Below are 20,829 nucleotides of genomic sequence, written 5' to 3' on the forward strand. Positions count from 1 at the left end.
TTTACCTCCTCACTTCATCGGGAAGAATTATTGGCCTAATATAGGGATTAATAAATTGCTGATTTTTTTTCAGGAGTTCCCCTTTTATGCCCTCTGGTCGTCTGCAACAACAATTTATCCGCCTCTGGCAATGCTGCGAGGGGCGATCGCAGGAGACCACGCTGAACGAGCTGGCGGACCTGCTCAGCTGTTCGCGCCGGCACATGCGCACGCTGCTTAATACCATGCAGCAGCAGGGCTGGCTCAACTGGGAGGCCGAGGCGGGTCGCGGAAAACGCTCGCGCCTGACCTTTCTGTATACCGGGCTGGCGTTGCAGCAGCAGCGGGCGGAAGACCTGCTGGAACAGGACCGCATCGACCAGCTGGTGCAGCTGGTGGGGGACAAAGCGGCAGTACGCCAGATGCTGGTGTCGCATCTCGGGCGCAGCTTTCGTCAGGGTCGCCACATTCTGCGGGTGCTCTACTATCGACCGATGAAAAACCTGTTACCCGGCACGGCGTTACGCCGCTCTGAAACCCATATGGCCCGACAAATATTCAGCGGCCTGACGCGCATAAATGAGGAAAATGGGGAACTGGAAGCGGATATTGCGCACCACTGGCAGCAACTTTCTCCTCTTCACTGGCGCTTTTTTCTACGTCCTGGTATTCATTTCCACCACGGCCGCGAGCTGGAGATGGTCGATGTGATTGCCTCTTTAGAGCGCGCCTGCACGCTACCGCTCTATTCCCATATTTCACGCGTTCACTCCCCTACGGCATGGACACTGGATGTTGAACTGTCTCAGCCGGACAAATGGCTTCCGTGGCTGCTGGGCTATGTACCGTCGATGATTTTGCCCGGTGAATGGGAATCGATGAATAATTTTGCCAGCCTGCCGATTGGCACCGGCCCCTACTCTGTATCGCGCAATAACAACAACCAGCTGAAAATCCGCGCTTTTGATGACTATTTTGGCTACCGGGCGCTGATCGACGAAGTGAACGTGTGGGTATTACCGGATCTCAATGAAGAGCTGAGCGCCGGGCTGACGCTGGAAGGGCCCACCACGGGCGAAAAGGCCGTGGAGAGCCGGCTCGAAGAAGGGTGCTACTACCTGCTGTTCGACAGCCGTACCCATCGCGGGGCAAACCATGAGGTGCGTAAATGGATAAGCCACGTGTTGTCGCCCTCCAGCCTGATTTATCATGCGGAGGAGCAGTACCAGACCTACTGGTTCCCGGCGTATGGTCTGCTTCCTCGCTGGCATCACGCCCGCCCGACATACTGCGACAAGCCCGCCGGGCTGGAGTCCATCACCCTGACCTACTATCGCGAGCACGTTGAACACCGCTTTATCGCCAGAATCATGACCCGACTGCTGGCCGCCGTTGGGGTGAGGCTGGATGTCAAAGAGGTGGATTACGATGAATGGCATCAGGGGGAGATCGTCAGCGACATCTGGCTCAACAGCGCCAACTTTACCCTGCCGCTTGATTTCTCGCTCTTCTCTCACCTGTATGAGGTCCCGCTTATCCAGCACTGCATAGACCGGGACTGGCAGCAGGACGCGGCACGCTGGCGCGCCGGCGACATGAATCTGGCCTCATGGTGCCAGCAGTTGCTGGCTGAACAAGCGATCGTGCCGTTGATCCACCACTGGCTGATGATCCAGGGGCAACGTAGTATGCGCGGTGTCAGAATGAATACGCTGGGCTGGTTTGATTTTAAATCCGCCTGGTTTTCGCCGCCGGAGCCATAACACTTTCGTAATATTTGCCAAATCATTACAATAGCGCCGTTCTCAACGGGGTGCTGCATCACTGATGTGCGCTGAGATAATACCCGTCGAACCTGATCCGGATAACGCCGGCGAAGGGATTTGAGGCTGTCACTCAAAATCCTTTGCCACTCAACCTTGAGGTGCAAAGTGTTAAAAAAAGTTCTCCCCCTTCTGGCGCTGTTTGCGCTCCCTGCTGTCGCGAAGCCCGTCCTGACGGTCTACACCTACGACTCCTTCTCAGCCGACTGGGGTCCGGGTCCGGTGGTGAAAAAAGCCTTTGAAGCTGACTGTCAGTGCGAACTGAAGTTCGTGGCGCTGGAAGATGGCGTCTCGCTGCTTAACCGCCTGCGCATGGAAGGCAAAAACAGTAAAGCCGATGTGGTGCTTGGGCTGGATAACAACCTGCTGGAGGCCGCCTCGAAAACCAGACTGTTTGCCAAAAGCGGCGTCGCCACCGATGCCGTCAGCGTCCCGGGCGGCTGGCAGGACGACACCTTTGTGCCGTTCGATTACGGTTACTTCGCGTTTGTTTACGACAAAAACAAGCTTAAAAACCCGCCGAAAAGCCTGAAGGAACTGGTCGAAAGCGAGCAGAAATGGCGCGTTATTTATGAAGATCCTCGCACCAGTACGCCAGGCCTGGGGCTGCTGCTGTGGATGCAGAAAGTCTACGGCGATGACGCTCCGCAAGCGTGGCAGAAGCTGGCCGCCAAAACCGTCACCGTGACAAAAGGCTGGAGCGAAGCCTACGGTCTGTTCCTGAAAGGGGAAAGTGATCTGGTTCTGAGCTACACCACCTCCCCGGCTTATCACATCATCGCCGAGAAAAAAGACAATTACGCCGCCGCCAGTTTTGCTGAAGGGCACTATCTGCAGGTCGAAGTGGCAGCCCGCACGGCATCCAGCAAACAGCCCGAACTGGCCGAGAAGTTCCTGAAATTTATGGTCTCCCCGGCATTCCAGAACGCGATTCCAGCGGGTAACTGGATGTACCCCGTGACCAGCGTGGCGTTGCCAGCGGGCTTTGAGAAACTGACCAAACCGCAAACCTCGCTGGAGTTTACGCCTCAGCAGGTTGCCGCGCAGCGAGCAGCATGGGTAAGTGAATGGCAACGCGCCGTCAGCCGTTAATTCCCGGCTGGTTAATTCCTGGGCTGCTCGCCGCCGTATTGATGGTGGCGGTCAGTCTGGGCGCATTCCTTGCCTTGTGGTTTAACGCGCCAGAGAGCGACCTGTTCGCGCTCTGGCACGACAGTTATCTCTGGCACGTTATCCGTTTCTCTTTCTGGCAGGCCTTTCTCTCTGCGCTGCTGTCGGTTATCCCCGCCATTTTCCTGGCACGCGCGCTTTATCGCCGCCGTTTCCCCGGCAGGCAGGCCCTGCTGCGCCTGTGCGCCATGACGCTGATCCTGCCGGTCCTGGTGGCCGTGTTTGGCATCCTGAGCGTCTATGGTCGTCAGGGGTGGCTGGCTTTACTTTTCAGCCTGCTGGGTCTGGAGTGGCGCTTCTCGCCCTACGGACTGAAGGGCATTCTGCTGGCGCATGTCTTTTTCAATATGCCGATGGCGACCAGACTCTTTTTACAGGCACTGGAAAACATCCCCGGTGAACAGCGCCAGCTTGCCGCCCAGTTGGGCATGCGCGGCGTATCCTTCTTCCGCCTGGTCGAATGGCCGTGGCTGCGTCGTCAGATCCCGCCGGTTGCGGCTCTGATCTTTATGCTCTGTTTCGCCAGTTTTGCCACCGTGCTTTCACTCGGCGGCGGCCCGCAGGCCACCACCATCGAACTGGCAATTTACCAGGCGCTCAGTTACGACTATGACCCCGGCCGCGCCGCGCTGCTGGCGATGGTGCAGATGGTTTGCTGCCTGTGCCTTGTGCTGCTGAGCCAGCGTCTGAGCAAAGCCATCCCGCCGGGCAGTAATCAGATAACCGGCTGGCGCGACCCGCAGGACAGCATGCATAGCCGGATCGCTGACCTGCTGCTTATCACGCTGGCGCTGCTGCTGCTGCTTCCGCCGCTGATGGCCGTCATCGTCGATGGCCTGAACCTGAATCTCGTTACCGTGTTGCAGCAGCCCGTTCTCTGGCAGGCAACGTGGACCTCGTTGCGGATCGCGCTGGCCGCCGGGCTGCTGTGTGTCATGCTGACCATGATGCTTTTATGGAGCAGCCGCGAGCTTTACGCGCGTCAGGCCCGTAAAGCCGGGCACGCCCTGGAGCTGACAGGCATGCTGATCCTGGCGATGCCCGGCATTGTACTGGCGACGGGGTTCTTTTTACTGTTCAACAGCACTATTGGCCTGCCGGAAAACGCCGACGGCATCGTGATTTTCACCAATGCCCTGATGGCGATCCCCTACGCGCTGAAGGTGCTGGAAAATCCGATGCGAGACATCAACAGCCGCTACGCGCTGCTGTGCCAGTCGCTCGGTCTGCAGGGCTGGCAGCGGCTAAAGATTATCGAACTGCGTGCGCTGAAACGCCCGCTGGCCCAGGCCCTGGCCTTCGCCTGTGTGCTCTCAATTGGTGATTTTGGTGTCGTGGCGCTCTTCGGTAATGAAGATTTCCGCACCCTGCCGTACTGGCTGTACCAGCAAATTGGCTCCTATCGTAGCCAGGAGGGAGCCGTCACGGCGCTGCTGTTACTGGTGCTCTGCTTTGCCTTATTTACCGTTATCGAAAAACTTCCGGGGCGTAATGTTAAAACTGACTGATGTAACCTGGCTCTACCAGCATCTGCCAATGCGCTTCTCCCTTTCGGTTCGTCAGGGAGAGATGATTGCGGTTCTGGGTCCGAGCGGGGCCGGAAAGAGTACTTTGCTCAATCTGATTGCCGGTTTTCTGCAACCGGCGAGCGGGTCGATAGTGATTGAAAACCGCGACCATACGCGCACGCCACCCGCCCGACGTCCGGTGTCGATGCTGTTCCAGGAAAATAATCTGTTCATGCACCTGACGGTGCGGCAAAACATCGCCCTGGGTATGGATCCTGGCCTGAAACTCAACGACGGTCAGCGCCAGAAGCTGGAGCTGATTGCCGCTCAGATGGGCATTACCGCGTTTATTGATCGCCTCCCCGAAGCCCTCTCCGGCGGGCAGCGTCAGCGGGTGGCGCTGGCGCGCTGCCTGGTGCGCGAGCAGCCCATACTGCTTCTGGATGAGCCCTTCTCTGCACTCGATCCTGCCTTGCGCCAGGAGATGCTTACCCTGGTGCAGGACGTGTGCCAGCGTCAGCAACTGACAATGCTGATGGTTTCGCACAGCATTGAGGATGCCGCGCGGATTGCGCCACGATCGGTGGTCATTGCAGAAGGGCGAATTGCCTGGGATGGCGGCACAGAGGAACTGCTCAGCGGTCACGCAGGGGCGTCTTCATTGTTAGGCATCAGTGCGGGCTGACCCTCTCCCACGGGAGAGGGAAACAGATTAACGGCTCACCACCTTCAAGAGGATTTCACCGTACACCGGCATCAGCGGGTGGCGAATCAGGGCGACCAGCGCCACCACGGCAACCCCCAGCATTAACGGCGCGAGCCACAGCAGGCGCGAGCGTGGCAGATAACGCGTCAGGCGATCAACATTCGCTTTCGCGCTGCGCCACAGTCGCCAGCACAACCAGGCAGCGATCCACAACAGCAGGGCCGTAGCCAGCAACAACCACTTAAATTCACCGCTTTGCATTCCGTCAGGAATATCAACGGTGGCCCCTGCCAGGATCCCCGGCAGAAAATAGAACGGCGGCCAGAAAACACAGCCGATGATGTTCGGCACCACGAATTTCGCAACAGGCAGATCCAGCATCCCCGCGACCATCGGCACCAGCGGACGCGTTGGTCCAACAAAGCGACCCACGAGGATCGTGAACATGCTGTGCTGATGCAGCGCGTGTTCGGTTTTATCCAGCAAGGCTTTGTTCTTTTTCATGAACGACCAGCGGTGCAGCGGTTTCTTAAAGCGCCAGCCCAGCCAGAAGGAGATCCAGTCGCCGAGCAAACAGCCGATAATCCCCGCCATCCACGCCTGCCAGAAATTCACTTCACCGCTGCCAATCAACGCGCCCAGCCCCGCCATCATCACCGTGCCGGGGAGGATCAACCCAACAAGTGCAAGCGATTCCAGAAACGCCACCAGCGCAACAGCGATAAGCGAATACATAACGGACTGGGTGATAAAATGTTCCAGCAATGCCTGCATAACTATTCCGGTCAGAAAACGAATCAGGGATTCTGCTTAGCGCCCTGCACCGCGTCAAGACAACAATTGTCTGAATAGTTTACAGGTTGCTTCCACAGTTCACCTGCTTGTTTATCTTTTTTTACCGTTTATTCACATCCTGCCCGGAATTCACTGGGGCTGGCACCGGTGCATTTTTTAAATACCCGGGAGAAATAGAGCTGGTCTTCAAAGCCCACATTGCGCCCCACGGTGGCAATGGGCATGCGGGTGGTGCTGAGCAGGAGCTTCGCCTGGCTGATACGCTGGTCCTCACGCCAGCTCAGGACGCTAACGCCCAGCTGCTGACGGAACAGATGTGACAGCCGCGACGGTGAGAGACACACATGCTGGGCGACGCTGGCGATATCGAACTGGCTGTCGGCCAGATGGTCGCTGATGTACTGGCAGGCGTCGCGCACGCGGTTGTCCAGCGGAGGATTAAGTGACGCGTTTATCGCCTCCATCCGGCGCAACAGCACCTGTTCAAGCAGGTTAATCGCCAGCAGTTCGGCATACCGGCCACCCGCCTGCCCCGCTTCAATAATTTGGGCAAAGAGTTCGCGGAACTGAGCCAGATGAACCTCGTCCGGGCGATAAAAACCGGTGTGCGCAAAAATAGCCGGCCACGAGAGCCACTCCTGCCAGTAGGCGCGCGGGCGGAAGTAGACCCACTGGTGATACCACTCTTTGGCCTCCGGGTGGCGCCCGTAGTGGTGGATCTCCCCCGGCGGAAACAGCAGCATATCGCCCGGACGGCAGACAAACTGCTGATCGTTATTTTTGATAATCCCTTCCCCACGCACCGTCAGGTTCAGAATATACCCTTTCATCCCGAGCGGTCGGTCGACGTAAAAATCGAGATATCCCTCAGCCTCGATAGGGGTCAGCCCCGCCACCAGGTGAGCATTAAACGAGTAGCCCGGTAATAAGGGATCGTTTTGCGTTTCGGCCATAGATTCAGTTCTCCCAAGGGTCCTGAAGGAAACCAATTGTCCATATCGATAAAAGCAGTATAAAAATGGCCCGCGAAAAGATCCAAAAAGCATCACGCCTCTTTTACGTCCGCCATGTTTCAGCCTTTCCCCCTGATTTGTCCGCCCACGGGGGCAGATCAGCAGTAACAAAAGTGTCTATAAGTGCGGCAGAAATGTCCACATTGATTATTTGCACGGCGTCACACTTTCTATTGCAACAGCAATTTAGTCCATAAGATTAGCGGATCCTGCCTGACGATTTTCGCCTCCAGTCTCTAATGTTCTCTCATACCTGTTTTTTGATGGAGCAACACCATGGCAATTGCGATTGGCCTCGATTTTGGCAGCGACTCGGTTCGCGCTCTGGCAGTGGACTGTACAAGCGGCCAGGAAATAGCAACCAGCGTTGAGTGGTACCCGCGCTGGCAAGAGGGGCGCTACTGCGATGCGCCAAATAACCAGTTCCGTCACCATCCACGTGACTACATTGAGTCGATGGAAGCGGCAATCAAAACCGTACTGACTGAACTGACCGACGCCCAGCGGGCAGAGATCGTCGGGATTGGCGTCGACAGTACCGGCTCAACGCCTGCCCCTGTGGATGCCGAAGGCCATGTCCTGGCGCTGCGCCCGGAGTTTGCTGATAACCCAAACGCCATGTTCGTGCTGTGGAAAGATCACACCGCCGTTGAAGAGGCCGAAGCCATTACCCGCTTGTGTCACCAGCCCGGTAAAACGGACTACTCGCGCTACATCGGCGGTATTTACTCCAGTGAATGGTTCTGGGCCAAGATCCTCCACGTAACCCGCGCGGACGCATCCGTTGCGCAGGCCGCGGTATCGTGGATTGAACTGTGCGACTGGGTACCAGCCCTGCTCTCCGGTACCACGCGTCCGCAGGATATCCGCCGCGGACGCTGCAGCGCCGGACACAAATCCCTGTGGCATGAAAGCTGGGGTGGCCTGCCACCGGCGGCGTTCTTCGATGAACTCGATCCCGTCATCAACAAGAGTCTGCAATACCCGCTGTTTACCGACACCTTCACCGCCGATATTCCGGTGGGTACGCTTTGTGAAGAGTGGGCGACGCGCCTGGGTCTGCCGCAAAACGTGGCCATCTCCGGCGGGGCGTTTGACTGCCACATGGGTGCGGTGGGCGCTGGCGCCCAGCCAAACACGCTGGTGAAGGTTATCGGCACCTCTACCTGCGACATTCTTACCGCGGATAAAGCCAGCGTAGGCGATCGGGCGGTAAAAGGCATCTGCGGCCAGGTTGACGGTAGCGTCGTACCGGAGTTTATCGGCCTGGAAGCGGGTCAGTCCGCCTTTGGCGATATCTACGCCTGGTTTGGCCGTGTGCTGGGCTGGCCGCTGGATCAGCTGGCCGCGGCGCATCCTGAGCTGAAGACCCAGATTGCCGAAAGTAAAAAGCAGCTTTTGCCGCAGCTCACCACCGCGTGGGCAAAGAATCCTTCTCTCGATCACCTGCCGGTAGTGCTCGACTGGTTCAACGGTCGCCGTACGCCATTTGCCAACCAACGCCTGAAAGGGGTGATCACCGATCTTAACCTCGCCACCGACGCGCCAGCGCTGTTTGGCGGCCTGATTGCCGCAACTGCCTTTGGGGCGCGCGCCATTATGGAGTGCTTCACCGAGCAGGGCATTGACGTCAACAACGTGATGGCACTGGGCGGCATCGCCCGTAAAAACCCGGTAATCATGCAGGCCTGCTGTGACGTGCTGAACCGTCCGCTGCAGATTGTCGCCTCCGATCAGTGCTGCGCCCTCGGTGCAGCGATCTTCGCGGCCGTTGCGGCAGGCGTTCATGCCGATATCCCGACCGCGCAGCAGCACATGGCGAGCGCTGTCGAAAATACCCTCCAGCCGCGTGCTCAGCAGGCGCAGCGTTTTGAACAGCTTTATCAGCGCTATCAGCAATGGGCAAAAAGCGCCGAACTTCACTATCTCCCTGTCGCCGCCCCGGCCAAACACACCGCGGACACTACGGCAACCCTGACACATTAAGGACACAATAATGACCATTTTTAATAATTATGAAGTGTGGTTTGTCATTGGCAGCCAACATCTGTACGGGCCGGAAGCGCTGCAACAGGTGACGAAACATGCTGAGCACGTGGTCAACGCGCTCAATGCAGAGGCTAAACTGCCGTGCAAACTGGTGCTCAAACCGCTCGGCACGACCCCGGATGAGATCACGAACATCTGCCGCGACGCGAACTACGACGATAAATGCGCTGGCATGGTGGTGTGGCTGCACACCTTCTCGCCGGCCAAAATGTGGATCAACGGTCTGGCCATCCTCAATAAACCACTGATGCAGTTCCATACCCAGTTCAACGCGTCCCTGCCGTGGGACAGCATTGATATGGACTTTATGAACCTGAACCAGACCGCGCACGGCGGCCGCGAGTTCGGCTTTATCGGCGCACGTATGCGCCAGCAGCATGCGGTCGTCACCGGCCACTGGCAGGATCAGCATGCGCAAAAACGTATCGGCTCCTGGATGCGCCAGGCGGTGTCCCGACAAGATACTCGCCACCTGAAAGTGGTGCGCTTCGGCGACAACATGCGTGAAGTGGCGGTCACCGACGGCGATAAAGTTGCCGCACAAATTAAATTTGGTTTCTCGGTGAATACCTGGGCCGTGGGCGACCTGGTGCAGGTGGTGAATGAAATCAGCGATGGCGACGTAAGCGCGCTGGTCGACGAATACGAAAGCAGCTACCGTCTGACCCCTGCGGCACAAATTCACGGTGACAAACGCCAGAACGTGCTGGATGCAGCACGTATCGAACTGGGCATGAAACGCTTCCTGGAACAGGGTGGCTTCCATGCTTTTACCACCACCTTTGAAGACCTCCACGGTCTGAAACAACTGCCCGGCCTGGCGGTACAACGTCTGATGCAGCAGGGCTACGGCTTTGCCGGCGAAGGCGACTGGAAAACTGCCGCTCTGCTTCGCATTATGAAAGTGATGTCAACCGGTCTGCAGGGCGGCACCTCCTTTATGGAGGACTACACCTACCACTTCGAAAACGGCAACGACCTGGTACTGGGCTCGCATATGCTGGAAGTGTGTCCTTCCATTGCCGTTGAAGAGAAACCGATCCTCGACGTGCAGTACCTTGGCATTGGCGGAAAAGCCGACCCGGCACGTCTGATCTTCAACACCCGTACCGGTCCTGCCATCAACGCCAGCCTGATTGACCTGGGCGACCGTTTCCGCCTGCTGGTGAACTGTGTGGATGCGGTTGAAACCCCGCATTCTCTGCCAAAACTGCCGGTCGCCAACGCCCTGTGGAAAGCGCAGCCTGACCTGCCAACCGCCTCGGAAGCCTGGATCCTGGCCGGTGGCGCGCACCACACCGTCTTCAGCCATGCGCTGGATCTGAACGACATGCGTCAGTTCGCCGAACTGCACGACATCGAACTGACCGTCATTGATAACGATACCCGCCTGCCCGCGTTCAAAGACGCGCTGCGCTGGAACGAAGTCTATTACGGTTCAAAACGTTAACAGGGGAACCTTTGGCCTGCCGCAGGGCGGGCCTCTTTTCCTGGAGGATTGCATGTTAGAAGATCTCAAACGTCAGGTACTTGAAGCCAACCTGGCGCTGCCCAAACACAATCTGGTGACGCTGACCTGGGGCAACGTCAGCGCCGTTGACCGCGAGCACGGCGTCTTCGTGATAAAGCCGTCAGGGGTGGATTACACGGTAATGACCGCGGATGATATGGTTGTCGTCAGCATCGCCACGGGCGAAGTGGTGGAAGGAAAGAAAAAACCCTCCTCCGACACGCCAACGCATCGCCTGCTCTACCAGGCCTTCCCGACCATTGGCGGTATTGTGCATACCCATTCGCGTCATGCGACCATCTGGGCGCAGGCCGGCCAGTCCATTCCGGCGACCGGAACCACGCACGCAGACTACTTTTACGGCACCATTCCCTGCACCCGTTTGATGACTGATGAAGAGATCAACGGCGAGTATGAGTGGGAAACCGGCAACGTTATCGTCGAAACGTTTGAAAAACAGGGTATCGACGCTGCGCAAATGCCCGGCGTGCTGGTGCACTCCCATGGACCTTTTGCCTGGGGCAAAAACGCCGAAGATGCGGTACATAACGCGATTGTGCTGGAAGAGGTCGCGTATATGGGCATCTTCTGCCGCCAGCTGGCACCGCAGCTTCCGGATATGCAGCCAACCCTGCTGGATAAACACTACCTGCGTAAACATGGCGCAAAAGCCTATTACGGGCAGTAAACTGTATATATACCCAGCATAAAATATTCAACCAGGCTATAATCAAGCCTGGTTTTGTTTTATGGGATAGCGGCGTGGCGCAGGCGCAAGAAGGTTTTTTACTTACCCGACACTGGCGGGATACTCCTCAGGGCACCGAGGTGGCATTCTGGCTGGCGACGGACAACGGCCCGCTGCACGTGACCCTGCCGCCGCAGGAGTCCGTGGCTTTTATCCCGAACGATCATGTTGAGAAAGTAAAGCAACTGCTGCGCGGTGAAAATGGCTGGCGCCTGACGCCGCTTGAACTGAGAGATTTCCACCGTCAGCCCGTACATGGCCTTTACTGCCGCGGCCATCGCCAGCTGATGCGTTATGAAAAACTGCTGCGCGACGCTGGCGTGACGCTGTATGAAGCCGATATCCGCCCGCCAGAACGTTTTTTGATGGAGCGGTTTATTACCGCCCCCGTCTGGGTCGACGGCACCGCGCAAAACGGCAGCCTTATTAACGCCCGTCTCAAACCCAACCCTACCTACCGGCCGCCGTTGAAATGGGTCTCGCTGGATATCGAAACCACTCGCCACGGTGAGCTGTACTGTATCGGCCTGGAAGGCTGCGGGGATCGGGTTGTTTATATGCTTGGCCCCCCGAATGGCAAGGCGTCCGCGCTGGATTTCCGGCTGGAGTATGTCAACAGCCGGCCACAGCTTCTGGAAAAGCTTAACCAGTGGTTTGCCGATCGCGATCCCGATGTGTTGATCGGCTGGAACGTGGTGCAGTTCGATCTGCGCGTGCTGCAAAAACATGCTGAACGTTACCGCATCCCCCTGATGCTGGGGCGCGGAAACAGCGAGCTGGAATGGCGCGAGCACGGTTTTAAAAACGGTGTGTTTTTCGCGCAGGCCAATGGCCGCCTGATTATCGACGGCATTGAGGCGCTCAAATCTGCCTTCTGGAATTTTTCCTCTTTCTCTCTGGAAGCGGTAGCGCAGGAGCTGCTCGGCGAAGGGAAATCCATCGACAATCCGTGGGACAGAATGGATGAAATCGACCGGCGCTTTAACGAAGACAAACCGGCGCTCGCCACCTACAACCTGAAAGATTGTGAACTGGTGACGCAGATTTTCCACAAAACGGAGATCATGCCCTTCCTGCTCGAGCGCGCGACGGTGAACGGCCTCGCCGCTGACCGGCACGGTGGCTCCGTGGCCGCCTTTAGCCACCTCTATTTCCCGCGTATGCACCGGGCGGGCTATGTCGCCCCCAACCTCGGTGACGTGCCGCCGCAGGCAAGCCCGGGCGGTTACGTGATGGATTCCCGGCCCGGGTTGTATGACTCCGTGCTGGTGCTGGACTACAAAAGCCTCTATCCGTCCATTATTCGCACCTTCCTGATCGATCCCGTCGGGCTGGTGGAAGGGATGGCGCAGCCTGACGATTTGCACAGCACAGAAGGTTTTCTCGGGGCCCGCTTCTCACGGGAAAAGCACTGTCTGCCGGAAATCGTGGGAAACATCTGGCACGGTCGCGACGAGGCTAAGCGTCATGGCAACAAGCCCCTTTCTCAGGCGCTGAAAATTATCATGAACGCGTTTTACGGGGTTCTGGGGACCAGCGCCTGCCGCTTCTTCGACCCACGACTGGCGTCATCTATCACCATGCGCGGGCACGACATCATGCGCCAGACCAAAGCGTTGATTGAATCCCAGGGTTATGACGTTATTTATGGCGATACGGATTCCACCTTTGTCTGGCTTAAGGGCGCGCATTCAGAAGAGGATGCAGCGCGAATCGGCAAATCACTGGTGACTTTTGTGAACGCCTGGTGGCAGGAAAGTTTGCAAAAAGAGCGGTTAAGCAGCGCGTTAGAACTGGAGTTTGAAACCCATTTCAGCCGCTTTTTAATGCCCACCATTCGCGGTACCGACCAGGGCAGTAAGAAGCGCTACGCCGGTCTTATTCAGGAAGGTGACAAGCAGCGAATGGTCTTTAAAGGGCTGGAAACCGTACGCACCGACTGGACGCCGCTGGCACAGCAGTTTCAGCAAACGCTTTATCTGCGTATCTTTCGCAACGAGCCTTATCAGGACTACGTGCGTGAAACAATTGCCAGCCTGATGGCCGGTGAACTCGACGCCCAGCTGGTGTACCGCAAGCGCCTGCGCCGCCCGCTGGCGGAATACCAGCGCAACGTTCCGCCGCACGTCCGCGCGGCGCGTCTGGCTGATGAGGAGAACGTGCGCCGGGGGCGTGCCCCGCAGTATCAGAACCGGGGAACCATCAAATACCTCTGGACCACCAACGGCCCGGAACCCGTGGATTACCAGCACTCGCCTCTGGATTACGAGCACTATCTTACGCGTCAGCTTCAGCCGGTCGCGGACGGAATTTTGCCCTTCATCGACGACGACTTTGCTACACTAGTGACAGGGCAACTTGGCCTATTTTGACACGTGACGAAATGGCTGCCATCCAGTACCATAGCGCCCTTTCCATTCCCGGACCCATTTTTCAATGACTGTCTTTTTTGACGGTGGTTGAACTATTGCCTGCAATTTACGATTAGAGCCGAACAAATATGCCTTTTACACTTGGTCAACGCTGGATCAGCGATACAGAAAGCGAACTTGGATTAGGAACCGTGGTTGCCGTGGATGCACGAATGGTTACCCTCCTTTTCCCTGCTACCGGTGAAAACCGCCTGTACGCCCGCAATGATTCCCCTGTGACCCGCGTGATGTTCAACCCGGGTGACACCGTGACCAGCCACGACGGCTGGCAGCTAAAGGTCGAAGACGTAAAAGAAGAGAATGGACTGCTCGCCTACATCGGGACTCGCCTGGACACCGACGAGGCCAATGTCATCCTGCGTGAGGTGCTGCTCGACAGTAAACTGGTATTCAGTAAGCCGCAGGATCGCCTGTTTGCCGGGCAAATCGACCGTATGGATCGCTTCTCCCTGCGCTATCGTGCGCGCAAGTTCCAGAGTGAACAGTACCGTATGCCGTGGAGCGGCCTGCGCGGTCAGCGTACCAGCCTTATTCCCCACCAGCTGAACATCGCCCATGACGTGGGCCGCCGTCACGCACCTCGCGTTCTGCTGGCAGATGAAGTGGGCCTGGGGAAAACCATTGAAGCGGGCATGATCCTGCATCAACAGCTGCTTTCCGGCGCAGCCGAGCGCGTGCTGATTGTGGTACCCGAAACCCTGCAGCACCAATGGCTGGTCGAGATGCTGCGCCGCTTTAACCTGCGTTTCGCTCTGTTTGATGACGAGCGCTATGCAGAAGCCCAGCACGATGCGGACAACCCGTTTGAAACGGAACAGCTGGTGATCTGCTCTCTGGATTTCGTACGCCGCAGCAAGCAGCGTCTTGAGCATCTGTGCGACGCCGAATGGGACGTGATGGTGGTCGATGAAGCGCACCATCTGGTCTGGAGCGAAGATGCACCAAGCCGGGAATACATGGCTATCGAACAGCTTGCCGAGCGCGTGCCAGGCGTCCTGCTGCTGACCGCAACGCCGGAGCAGTTAGGTCTTGAGAGCCACTTCGCCCGTTTGCGCCTGCTCGATCCAAACCGCTTCCATGACTTTGAGCAGTTCGTTGAAGAGCAAAATAACTACCGTCCGGTCGCCGATGCCGTTGCCCTGCTGCTGGCGGGTAAACATCTCTCGAATGACGAGCTCAACACCCTGAGCGATCTGATTGGCGAGCAGGATATTGAGCCTCTGCTGCAGGCGGCCAACAGCGACAGTGACAACGCGGATTCCGCGCGTAAAGAACTGATCGATATGCTGATGGATCGCCACGGCACCAGCCGCGTCCTGTTCCGTAACACCCGTAACGGGGTGAAAGGTTTCCCGAAACGCGAACTGCATACCATCAAATTGCCACTGCCGACGCAGTACCAGACGGCCATTAAAGTTTCCGGCATTATGGGCGCGCGCAAAACTGCAGAAGAGCGTGCACGCGACATGCTCTACCCGGAACAGATTTACCAGGAATTTGAAGGCGATACCGGCACCTGGTGGAACTTCGACCCGCGTGTTGAGTGGCTGATGGGCTATTTGACCGCGCACCGTTCTCAGAAAGTGCTGGTGATCTGCGCCAAAGCAGCCACCGCACTGCAGCTGGAGCAGGTCCTGCGCGAACGCGAAGGTATTCGCGCCGCCGTGTTCCACGAAGGGATGTCCATCGTCGAGCGTGACCGTGCCGCGGCATGGTTTGCAGAAGAGGACAGCGGTGCCCAGGTTCTGCTGTGCTCTGAAATCGGGTCTGAAGGCCGTAACTTCCAGTTTGCCAGCAACCTGGTGATGTTCGATTTGCCGTTCAACCCGGATCTGCTGGAACAGCGTATCGGCCGTCTGGATCGTATTGGCCAGGCGCATGATATTCAGATCCACGTTCCTTATCTGGAAAAAACCGCCCAGTCCGTACTGGTGCGTTGGTTCCACGAAGGTCTGGATGCGTTTGAGCATACCTGTCCGACCGGCCGCCCGATTTACGATCAGGTGCACGCCGATCTGATCGGCTATCTGGCCGCGCCAGAGAACACCGACGGGTTTGATGAACTGATCAAAGCCTGCCGTGATAAGCATGAAGCGCTGAAATCTCAGCTGGAACAGGGCCGTGACCGCCTGCTGGAGATCCACTCCAACGGCGGTGAAAAAGCCCAGGCGCTCGCTGAAAGCATTGAAGAGCAGGATGATGACACCAGCCTGATCAGCTTCTCCATGAACCTGTTCGACATCGTTGGCATAAACCAGGACGATCGTGGCGAGAATTTGATTGTCCTGACCCCGTCCGACCATATGCTGGTCCCGGATTTCCCTGGCCTGCCGGAAGATGGATGCACCATCACCTTTGAACGTGATGTGGCGCTGTCGCGCGAAGATGCGCAGTTCATTACCTGGGAGCATCCGTTGATCCGCAACGGTCTGGATTTGATCCTCTCAGGCGATACCGGCAGCAGCACCATCTCGTTGTTGAAAAACAAAGCGCTGCCAGTGGGTACCCTGTTGCTGGAACTGATTTACGTTGTCGAAGCGCAGGCGCCGAAACAGCTGCAGCTCAACCGCTTCCTGCCGTCAACGCCTGTGCGTCTACTGCTGGACAAAAACGGCACGAACCTCGCCGCTCAGGTTGAATTCGAGAGCTTTAACCGCCAGTTGAGCGCCGTGAACCGCCATACCGGCAGTAAGCTGGTCAACGCGGTACAGCAGGATGTACACGCTATTCTGCAGCTGGGTGAAACGCAGATCGAAAAAGCGGCCCGGGCGCTGATTGATGCCGCACGTCAAGAAGCCGACGACAAACTATCCGCGGAACTCTCCCGTCTGGAAGCGTTGAAAGCGGTAAACCCAAACATCCGCGATGACGAGCTGGCAGCGATCGAGAGCAACCGTCAGCAGGTGCTGGAAAGCCTTAATCAGGCAGGCTGGCGTCTGGATGCCCTGCGTCTTATCGTTGTGACGCATCAGTAAACGGAGCGCAAGATGGTGATGGAGCCTTACAATCCACCTCAGGATCCCTGGCTGGTGGTGCTTTATCAGGATGAGCACATTATGGTGGTCAACAAGCCCAGCGGCTTGTTGTCCGTGCCAGGGCGTCTGGATGAGCACAAAGACAGTGTGATGACGCGTATTCAGCGCGATTATCCTCAGGCGGAGTCCGTCCATCGTCTGGACATGGCCACCAGCGGTGTGATTGTAGTGGCGCTGAATAAAGCGGCGGAACGCGAGCTGAAACGCCAGTTCCGCGATCGCGAGCCGAAAAAGCAGTATGTCGCACGTGTCTGGGGGCATCCTCAGCCGGCGGAAGGGCTGGTGGATTTACCGCTGATCTGCGACTGGCCGAACCGACCAAAACAAAAGGTCTGTTACGAAACCGGCAAAGCAGCGCAAACCGAGTATGAAGTGCTGGAGTACGCGCCAGATAACACTGCGCGCGTGCTGCTTAAACCGATTACCGGGCGCTCGCACCAGCTGCGCGTCCATATGCTTGCGCTGGGGCACCCGATTCTGGGGGACAGATTTTACGCGCCGCCCGATGCACTGGCACTGGCGCCACGCCTGCAGCTGCATGCGCAGACGCTCACCATCACCCATCCGGTTTTTGGCAATGCAATGACGTTTAAAGCCCCGGTCGACTTCTGAAAAAAAGGCCCGACAGTGTCGGGCCTTTTTTATTTGAAACTTTTCTTCTCTTTAATCAACTCGTACGCTTTCTGAATTTCCTGCGCTTTTTGCTTCGCCATCTCCATCATCTCCGGCGGTAAACCTTTCGCGACCAGTTTGTCCGGGTGGTGCTCACTCATCAGCTTACGATAGGCACGCTTGATAGTGGTCACATCGTCCGATGGCTTCACCCCCAGCACGTTACAGGCATCCTCCAGCGTCGGACCCCGCTGCGCCTGCTGCCAGGCACCGCCAGAGGACTGCTGGTGATAGCCGCCGCCAAACTGCGCACCGCCCTGCATCATACGCAGGAACTGGTCGAACTGCATACGGGAGATGCCCAGTTCTTCCGCAATAACGTATAAAACATCGCGTTCATTCGGATGAAGTGAACCATCGGCAAACGCCGCCTGGATTTGGATCTCCAGAAACATCCGAATTAAATCAAAACGGCCGAAGCAGATGCTGCGGAACTGACGCATTTTATCGCGCAGCGGATAGTTATCCGCTTTGCCGATGCGAAACGCATTTTGTGCCGCGAGACGGGAGTCACCATGCAGATTCATGCGGTCCATAAAGACGCTGGCTATCTGAATATCGGCTTCCGTCACACGCCCTTTTGATTTGGTTAAGTGCCCCATCACCTCAAACGTGGTGGAGAAAAAGAGGGACTGACGCTCACGCTGATTGGCAAACCAGGCCATTTTGCGGCTGCGAGCCTTATCAAACATATGGCCGATAATAAGCCCCAGTACGATCCCCCAGAACCCGGCACCCATGATGATGGCGAACGCAACGCCGATTATTTTACCCCAATACTGCATATACTCCCCGGTTAGTCATGTTCCTGGCCGACGCAACGTCATCATCACAGTGTTCAAGCCACGGTCAATTGAAGGACATCGCCTATAATTTGCTTTATCATACTCGTCATTCGATAGCGAGCCTAACACTCTGGCGCGCAAACGGGCAGGATTAACGCTGGTACTGCGCTGATGAGTAAGATAGTCTCTGAGCGTTTGTAAGCCGTAGCCACTGATGACGGAACAATAAAATACAACGTATGAAAAAACGTATCCCCACCCTCCTGGCCACAATGATTGGCACCGCCCTGTACAGCCAACAGGGACTGGCGGCCGATCTCGCCTCGCAGTGTATGCTTGGCGTCCCAAGTTATAATCGTCCACTGGTAAAGGGCGATACGAATAGCTTGCCGGTAACCATTACTGCCGATAGCTCTAAAGGCACATATCCTGACAATGCGACATTTACTGGCAATGTGGATATTAACCAGGGCAACAGCCGTCTGCAGGCAGATGAAGTGCAATTACACCAGAAGCAGCCGGAAGGTGCGGCCGAGCCGGTACGAACGGTGGATGCGCTGGGTAATGTGCACTATGACGACAATCAGGTCATCCTGAAAGGTCCGAAAGCCTGGTCAAACCTGAATACCAAAGACACTAACGTCTGGGAAGGTGATTACCAGATGGTAGGTCGCCAGGGGCGCGGTGATGCAGACCTGATGAAACAGCGCGGCGAAAACCGCTATACGATTCTCGAAAACGGCTCCTTCACGTCCTGTCTGCCCGGGTCTAATACCTGGAGCGTGGTCGGAAGTGAAGTCATCCATGACCGTGAAGAGCAGGTTGCCGAGATCTGGAACGCCCGCTTTAAGCTCGGTCCGGTACCTGTTTTCTACAGCCCTTATCTGCAGCTTCCTGTGGGTGACAAACGCCGCTCAGGTTTCCTGATCCCGAATGCCAAATACAGCACCACGAACTACTTTGAGTTCTATCTGCCGTATTACTGGAACATCGCGCCCAACATGGACGCCACGATCACGCCGCACTATATCCATAAGCGCGGCAACGTTATGTGGGAAAACGAGTTCCGCTACCTGACGCAGGCGGGTACTGGCCTGATGGAACTGGATTATCTGCCGTCGGATAAAGTCTTCCAGGATGAGCATCCAACAGAAGGTGATAAACACCGCTGGTTGTTCTACTGGAAACATGCCGGGGTGATGGACCAGGTCTGGCGGTTTAACGTCGACTACACCAAAGTCAGCGACCCTTACTATTTCAACGACTTTGACTCCAAATACGGGTCCAGTACCGATGGCTACGCCACGCAGAAATTCAGCGTGGGATACGCTATTCAGAACTTCGACGCTACGGTCTCTACCAAGCAGTTCCAGGTCTTTAGCAGCCAGAGCACAAGTACTTACGGTGCAGAACCGCAGTTGGACGTTAACTGGTACCAGAACGATGTTGGTCCGTTTGACACCCACGTGTACGCCCAGGCCGTGCACTTCGTTAACACGAACTCGGATATGCCGGAATCCACGCGTGTTCACCTCGAACCAACCATCAATTTGCCGGTGTCAAATGACTGGTCGAGCCTGAATACCGAGGCCAAACTGATGGCCACCCATTACCAGCAGAAGAATCTTGACTGGTATAACAACCGTTACGGCACCGATCTCGAAGAATCCGTGAACCGCGTCCTGCCGCAGTTCAAAATGGACGGAAAACTGATCTTCGAACGCGATATGGGTCTTCTGGCGGAGGGTTATACCCAGACGCTTGAGCCACGTATGCAGTATCTGTACGTCCCGTATCGCGATCAGAGCAACATTCAGAACTATGACTCCTCATTCCTGCAGTCTGACTACAGCGGTCTGTTCCGCGACCGTACCTACGGTGGCCTCGACCGTATTGCGTCAGCAAACCAGTTAACGACCGGCGTCACAACACGCGTTTATGATGATGCCGCCGTTGAACGTTTTAACGTTTCTGTTGGTCAAATCTACTATTTCACCGAGTCCCGGACCGGTGATGACAACATTAACTGGGAGAAAGACGACAAAACGGGTTCTCTGGTGTGGGCGGGTGATACCTACTGGCGTATGACCGATCGCTGGGGTTTACGCGGGGGTGTGCAGTACGATACGCGTCTCAACAACGTTGCGACAAGCAGTGCGGCGATTGAATATCGTCGTGATGAAGACCGTATGCTGCAGTTGACCTATCGTTACGCCAGCCCGGAATATATTCAGGCCACGTTGCCAAACTATGCGAATACGGATCAGTACAAAGACGGCATCTCGCAGGTGGGTGGCGCAGCGAGTTGGCCAATCGCCGATCGCTGGTCAATCGTCGGTGCTTACTACTTTGACACCAACACCAGTAAACCTGCTGACCAGATGGTTGGTCTGCAATATAACTCCTGCTGCTACGCGCTGCGTGTCGGTTACGAACGTAAGCTTAACGGCTGGGATACCAAGAATGAACAGGGCAAATACGATAACGTGATTGGCTTTAATGTCGAACTGCGCGGCCTGAGCTCCAACTACGGCCTGGGCACGCAGCAGATGCTGCGCTCGAACATTCTGCCGTACCGCAGTTCCTTGTAATGTGCTTAATTTG

14 protein-coding genes and 1 riboswitch are annotated in these 20,829 nt (G+C 56.7%); of the genes, 11 read left to right on the forward strand and 3 right to left on the reverse strand.

Features of this window, described 5'->3' with window-relative positions; all coding sequences use genetic code 11:
- The first annotated feature begins 86 nt into the window (after window positions 1–86).
- The 4 genes from sgrR to thiQ all read left to right on the forward strand — a co-directional run bounded on the left by sgrR (window position 87) and on the right by thiQ (window position 5,165).
- Complete coding sequence (gene sgrR, locus AC2FAP_RS14075; protein ID WP_014168611.1) at window positions 87–1,742, forward strand: HTH-type transcriptional regulator SgrR; 1,656 nt, start codon at window positions 87–89, stop codon at window positions 1,740–1,742.
- A gap of 36 nt (window positions 1,743–1,778) precedes the next feature.
- A riboswitch (TPP riboswitch) is annotated at window positions 1,779–1,879 on the forward strand.
- 31 nt (window positions 1,880–1,910) lie between these two features.
- Window positions 1,911–2,894 carry a thiamine ABC transporter substrate binding subunit gene (gene thiB / locus AC2FAP_RS14080; protein ID WP_047955040.1) on the forward strand — a complete coding sequence of 328 codons (984 nt, stop codon included), beginning with the start codon at window positions 1,911–1,913 and terminating at the stop codon, window positions 2,892–2,894.
- Complete coding sequence (thiP, locus tag AC2FAP_RS14085) at window positions 2,870–4,480, forward strand: thiamine/thiamine pyrophosphate ABC transporter permease ThiP (RefSeq protein WP_047955039.1); 1,611 nt, start codon at window positions 2,870–2,872, stop codon at window positions 4,478–4,480. The genes thiB and thiP overlap by 25 nt, the downstream gene beginning before the upstream one ends.
- Entirely contained in the window at window positions 4,464–5,165 is a 702-nt protein-coding gene (gene thiQ / locus AC2FAP_RS14090; protein WP_020882567.1) for a thiamine ABC transporter ATP-binding protein ThiQ, read from the forward strand. Before thiP ends, thiQ begins: the two co-directional genes overlap by 17 nt.
- A 27-nt stretch (window positions 5,166–5,192) precedes the next feature.
- Here the strand turns inward: thiQ and AC2FAP_RS14095 are convergent, their stop codons facing one another.
- Both AC2FAP_RS14095 and araC read right to left on the reverse strand, forming a co-directional pair.
- Entirely contained in the window at window positions 5,193–5,960 is a 768-nt protein-coding gene (locus AC2FAP_RS14095) for a DedA family protein (RefSeq protein ID WP_014168607.1), read from the reverse strand.
- 128 nt (window positions 5,961–6,088) lie between these two features.
- A complete protein-coding gene (gene araC / locus AC2FAP_RS14100) occupies window positions 6,089–6,934 on the reverse strand; it encodes an arabinose operon transcriptional regulator AraC (protein ID WP_025205437.1) in 846 nt (281 codons plus the stop codon).
- A 336-nt stretch (window positions 6,935–7,270) separates the two neighbouring features.
- On the opposite strand from araC, the gene araB reads away from it, so the two are divergent.
- From araB to rluA, 6 genes are all read left to right on the forward strand, one after another.
- Window positions 7,271–8,980, forward strand: a complete 1,710-nt coding sequence (araB, locus tag AC2FAP_RS14105) for a ribulokinase (protein WP_059306546.1) — start codon at window positions 7,271–7,273, stop codon at window positions 8,978–8,980.
- A 10-nt stretch (window positions 8,981–8,990) separates the two neighbouring features.
- A complete protein-coding gene (araA, locus tag AC2FAP_RS14110) occupies window positions 8,991–10,493 on the forward strand; it encodes an L-arabinose isomerase (protein WP_014168604.1) in 1,503 nt (500 codons plus the stop codon).
- 52 nt (window positions 10,494–10,545) lie between these two features.
- The gene (gene araD / locus AC2FAP_RS14115; RefSeq protein WP_025205439.1) at window positions 10,546–11,241 is read left to right on the forward strand and encodes an L-ribulose-5-phosphate 4-epimerase; all 696 of its coding nucleotides are present in this window, start codon (window positions 10,546–10,548) and stop codon (window positions 11,239–11,241) included.
- Between the two features lie 74 nt (window positions 11,242–11,315).
- Window positions 11,316–13,673: a DNA polymerase II gene (polB, locus tag AC2FAP_RS14120; RefSeq protein WP_410384494.1), complete on the forward strand. Its 2,358-nt coding sequence runs from the start codon at window positions 11,316–11,318 to the stop codon at window positions 13,671–13,673.
- Window positions 13,674–13,801: 128 nt separating this feature from the next.
- Complete coding sequence (gene rapA / locus AC2FAP_RS14125; protein WP_020882562.1) at window positions 13,802–16,708, forward strand: RNA polymerase-associated protein RapA; 2,907 nt, start codon at window positions 13,802–13,804, stop codon at window positions 16,706–16,708.
- A 12-nt stretch (window positions 16,709–16,720) separates the two neighbouring features.
- Window positions 16,721–17,380 (forward strand): bifunctional tRNA pseudouridine(32) synthase/23S rRNA pseudouridine(746) synthase RluA, encoded by a 660-nt coding sequence (rluA, locus tag AC2FAP_RS14130; protein WP_014168600.1) that lies wholly within the window; start codon window positions 16,721–16,723, stop codon window positions 17,378–17,380.
- 29 nt (window positions 17,381–17,409) lie between these two features.
- Here rluA and djlA read toward each other — a convergent pair whose 3' ends face one another.
- Window positions 17,410–18,225 (reverse strand): co-chaperone DjlA, encoded by an 816-nt coding sequence (gene djlA, locus AC2FAP_RS14135; protein ID WP_014168599.1) that lies wholly within the window; start codon window positions 18,223–18,225, stop codon window positions 17,410–17,412.
- A 239-nt stretch (window positions 18,226–18,464) separates the two neighbouring features.
- Here djlA and lptD point away from each other — a divergent pair, with 239 nt between their 5' ends.
- A complete protein-coding gene (gene lptD, locus AC2FAP_RS14140) occupies window positions 18,465–20,816 on the forward strand; it encodes an LPS assembly protein LptD (protein WP_079231415.1) in 2,352 nt (783 codons plus the stop codon).
- The last annotated feature ends 13 nt before the right edge of the window (window positions 20,817–20,829 follow it).

It is taken from the genome of Enterobacter cloacae complex sp. 394I7 (assembly GCF_057320345.1).